At 51.5% G+C, this 3,770-nt stretch carries 5 protein-coding genes; all 5 read right to left on the bottom strand.

Features of this window, described 5'->3' with window-relative positions; translation table 11 throughout:
* Positions 1 to 199, bottom strand: a 199-nt coding sequence (locus tag PHF27_RS13775) for a pyridoxal-phosphate dependent enzyme (protein ID WP_300071277.1), incomplete at its 3' end; no start/stop codon positions are given.
* 212 nt (positions 200 to 411) lie between these two features.
* Complete coding sequence (locus PHF27_RS13780) at positions 412 to 738, bottom strand: YezD family protein (protein ID WP_300071279.1); 327 nt, start codon at positions 736 to 738, stop codon at positions 412 to 414.
* Positions 735 to 1,583 carry an ATP-dependent sacrificial sulfur transferase LarE gene (gene larE, locus PHF27_RS13785; RefSeq protein WP_300071282.1) on the bottom strand — a complete coding sequence of 283 codons (849 nt, stop codon included), beginning with the start codon at positions 1,581 to 1,583 and terminating at the stop codon, positions 735 to 737. Before larE ends, PHF27_RS13780 begins: the two co-directional genes overlap by 4 nt.
* 61 nt (positions 1,584 to 1,644) lie before the next feature.
* Entirely contained in the window at positions 1,645 to 2,469 is an 825-nt protein-coding gene (locus tag PHF27_RS13790; protein ID WP_300071284.1) for a MetQ/NlpA family ABC transporter substrate-binding protein, read from the bottom strand.
* 130 nt (positions 2,470 to 2,599) lie between these two features.
* On the bottom strand, positions 2,600 to 3,770 hold a 1,171-nt coding region (locus PHF27_RS13795), incomplete at its 5' end, for an aminotransferase class I/II-fold pyridoxal phosphate-dependent enzyme (protein WP_300071286.1).

Consider the following 3,770-nt stretch of genomic DNA (forward strand, 5'->3'; position numbering starts at 1 on the left):
TATCCTTGTCCACAAGGCCTTTTGACTCTGCATCCGCAATCATGGCGTAAGCAGCTCGATCCTTCACGCTGCCCAGAGGATTGAAGTATTCCAGCTTGGCCACAATTTTCGCCGGCAGTTTGTGGTTGTTTTCGTAATTCGTCAGCTCCAACAGCGGGGTGTTCCCAATCAGGTCAATTAGGCTTTTTGCAATTTTCATTTTTCTTCCTCCTGTTCATACCTTCAGAATGACTCTTTTTACCTTGTTGCTACAACAAAAAAGACCAAGGAAGACTCTCTCAGCACAATGCCGCGAAACCTCCTTGGCCTTCAGTCTTTCTGATCAGCCAAACTCGACTATTTAACTCTGAATTGATTAAAGAATACCATGCTCGCAGCGGCCTGTCAAGCTCCTTTTAGGCAATAACGATCCTAGATGCCGTCTCCATCCATGCCTTGCCAATCGCTGCCGCGCAGCTTGGCCGTAGTTTCCACTTGAGTCACCTTGCCGCCTTGCACCTTCAATTCCATTCGACCGTAAGCCAAGGTCCCTAAAGCCGCCAAAATGCGCTTGACCACCGGCTCCGTGTCCGTAGGTGCCGCCGCTGCAGATTTAGACGCCGCATAAGGCAACCGAAAGACCTCTCTTTTCTCCACCTGCAGCACCCGCCCGTCCTGAAGCGTAAGAATGACACTGCCAAAGCTCAGCTGTTGCAACACTTGCTGCAACAGTTCCTGCAACCCTTCTTCCGGTCTCATTGGCCCAGTCCCTCCGTCTGCTCCGATGACAGCATTTCATTCATACTGCCTAAGCGATATCCGGCTAAGTCGAGCACTATATACACGAAACCTATGCCCTGCAACGTTTTCGTCAGCTTCGCCGCGACCGCCGGCTCCGCCAGCTTAGCAAACCATTCCGGCGCCACTTCAATGCGCGCGGTTTCACCATGATGACGCACCCGCAAATTTACAGGCCCGGTTATTTCCTTGATGGCTCGCTCCGCCTGATCTACTTGTTTTAACCGTTCCGCTGTAATCGGCAAGCCATAGGCCAGCCGCGACACCAGGCAGGCCGCACTAGGTTTATTCCAAGTAGGCAGGCCCCATTCCTTTGAAAGCGCTCGCACATCTGCTTTAGTAAAGCCCGCATCCCAAAGCGGGCTTTTTACCGAAGCCGACAGCTCTTCAATGGCCTTCATGCCCGGACGAAAGTCGCTGGCATCATCTAAATTGCTGCCTTCCACAATCCAAGGTATACCTTGACTTTCGCACCAGCCCACAAGCGCTGTAAAGCGCTCTTTTTTGCAATGATAACAACGCAAAGACGTATTTTCCACAAAAGCGTCCTGCGAAAATTCCTGTGTTTCCAGCACCACGTGCCGCACACCGATCATTTCGGCAATGCGTTTGGCATCATGTAGCTCCCACTCCGGCAAAGACGGTGAAAACGCCGTAGCCGCCAAAGCCTGCATCCCCAGCGCTTTATGCGCCGCCGCCGCTAAAAGAGTACTGTCGACGCCGCCGGAAAAGGCAACGGCCACCTTGCCCATCTGCCGCAGCAGTTCTAAAAGCCGCGCCTCTTTTTCATTTAATCTCTGACTCACTCAGTACACCCCCTTTAGGAAACCGTTACCTCTAAACTACCGCATGAACTTTACGCCGTTTTTACCAAGCAGACAAAGCTGAACCCTTAAAATGCTCGGCTACAAATTTTTTCACTTCCGCAGACTGATAGGCTTTGAGCAATTTTTGCACAGCCGGGTTATCTTTGTCCTGAGTGCGAACGGCAATCACGTTGGCGTAGGGAGAATTTCCGTCTTCGATGAACAGCGAATCCTTAGTGGGAACTAAGCCTGCTACCAAGGCATAGTTGGTGTTGATAACCGCCAAATCCACATCTTCCATGGAGCGAGGCACCTGAGCGGCCTCCAGTTCTCGCAGCTGAATGTTCTTAGGATTCCCCACAACATCCGCTACCGTCGCTTTCAGGCCAGCGCCCTCTTTCAACTTCAACAGCCCCTGCTTTTCCAAAAGCAGCAGCGCTCGGCCCGCATTGGTAGGATCATTGGGAATAGCTACAATCGCGCCGTCTTTCAATTCCGCGGCGGATTTCACTTTCTTAGAATACGCAGCCATCGGGAAAATTACGGTTTTAGCCACGCTGGTCAAGGCATATTTTCTTTCTTGAATCTGATTGTCTAAAAACGGCTGATGCTGATAGCTGTTCGCTTCCAATTCCCCTTGATTCAAGGCAATATTCGGCTGAATATAATCGTTGAACTCCACAATCTGGATGTTCAAGCCATCTTTAGCCGCTACCTTTTTAACTTCTTCCATGATTTCCGCATGGGGGCCTGCGGTTACCCCTACCCGCAAGGGCTTATTAGCATCTGCGGCCGGCTTAGAAGCGCCGCCGCAGCCTGCCAAAAGAACTCCTGCCAAAACAACGCCCAGGGCTGCACTGGTCCATTTTAACCATTTTTTATTCATTGTGATCTTCCTCTCTGTTCACGCATGATTTTGTCCTCTATCGGCAGCGAACTTCCGGCCGTTTCATTCCCCTCTCACGCCCGGGCCCTGGGTATGGTTCAGGAAGATGACACCTAAAATTCGTTGACTGCTATTTTTTGCGCCACTGACGCAGACGCTCCGCCGCTGCTTCTAAGGTCTCCATTTTTTTGCAGAAGCAGAAGCGAATGAAGGTATGGCTGTCCGGCTGCTCCGGACGATAGAAACTGGAACCAGGCACTACAGCTACGCCGATTTTTTCCGCCAAATGGAAGGCGCAGGCTACATCGTCATCCCAGCCCATCGGCCGGATATCCGCCATAATATAGTACGCCCCCTGGGGCCGCACACAACCCAAACCGACCTCCTGCAGCACCTTTAGCAAATAATCGCGGCGTTCCCGATAAAAAGACGCCAATTCTTCATAATATTGAGGCTCAAAGCGCACCGCTTCGGCTACTGCCATTTGCAGCGGCGCCGCAGCACCTACGGTTAGAAAATCGTGAACCTTGCGAATCGAGGCTGTCAGCTCCGCAGACGCCGCTACAAAGCCGATACGCCAGCCAGTAACACTGTAGGTTTTGGAAACGCTGTTAATGACAACGGTCCGCTCCTCCATGCCCGGCAAGGTCCAAATCGGTTCATGCTTCGCGTCGTCATACAAAATGTGCTCGTAAATTTCATCGGTGATCGCCAAGGCGTCATAGCGCTGACACAATTCAGCAATAAACTCCAGCTCTTTCTTATTGAACACTTTACCTGTAGGATTATTGGGAGTATTAATGATAATAGCGCGCGTCTTTTCATTAAAGGTAGCCGCCAATTCTTCAAAGTCGAAGGAAAAATCAGGCGCCTTCAACGTCACATAGCGGGGAGTGGCTCCGCACAAAACCACATCAGCGCCATAATTTTCATAGAACGGTTCAAAAACGATAACCTCTTCCCCGGGGTTAATCGTTGCCAGCAAGGTGGCAATCATGCCTTCGGTGGAACCGCAGACAACGGTCAATTGCGTCTCCGGATCCCATGTTACGCCATAGTCTCGCTGCGTTTTCCAGACGATGGCGTCCCGCAGCGGCTTAGAACCCCAGGTAATGGCGTACTGATTGTGATCGGCAAAAATGGCCCGCTGCGCCGCTTCCTTCAATTCTTGAGGCGCTGGAAAGTCCGGAAAGCCTTGGGCTAAGTTAATCGCGCCATGCGCCGCCGCCACGCGGGACATCTCCCGGATGACGGATTCCGTAAATTGTTTGGCTTTCAAAGATGCAAAATTTCTCATTGTA

The organism is Anaeromusa sp., assembly GCF_028691475.1.
Taxonomy (GTDB): Bacteria; Bacillota; Negativicutes; order Anaeromusales; family Anaeromusaceae; genus Anaeromusa.

Excerpts from the sequence above, each read along its gene's own strand:
- PHF27_RS13780 (WP_300071279.1), bottom strand. The coding sequence starts at position 738 with ATGAGACCGGAAGAAGGGTTGCAGGAACTGTTGCAGCAAGTGTTGCAA.
- PHF27_RS13790 (WP_300071284.1), bottom strand. The coding sequence starts at position 2,469 with ATGAATAAAAAATGGTTAAAATGGACCAGTGCAGCCCTGGGCGTTGTT.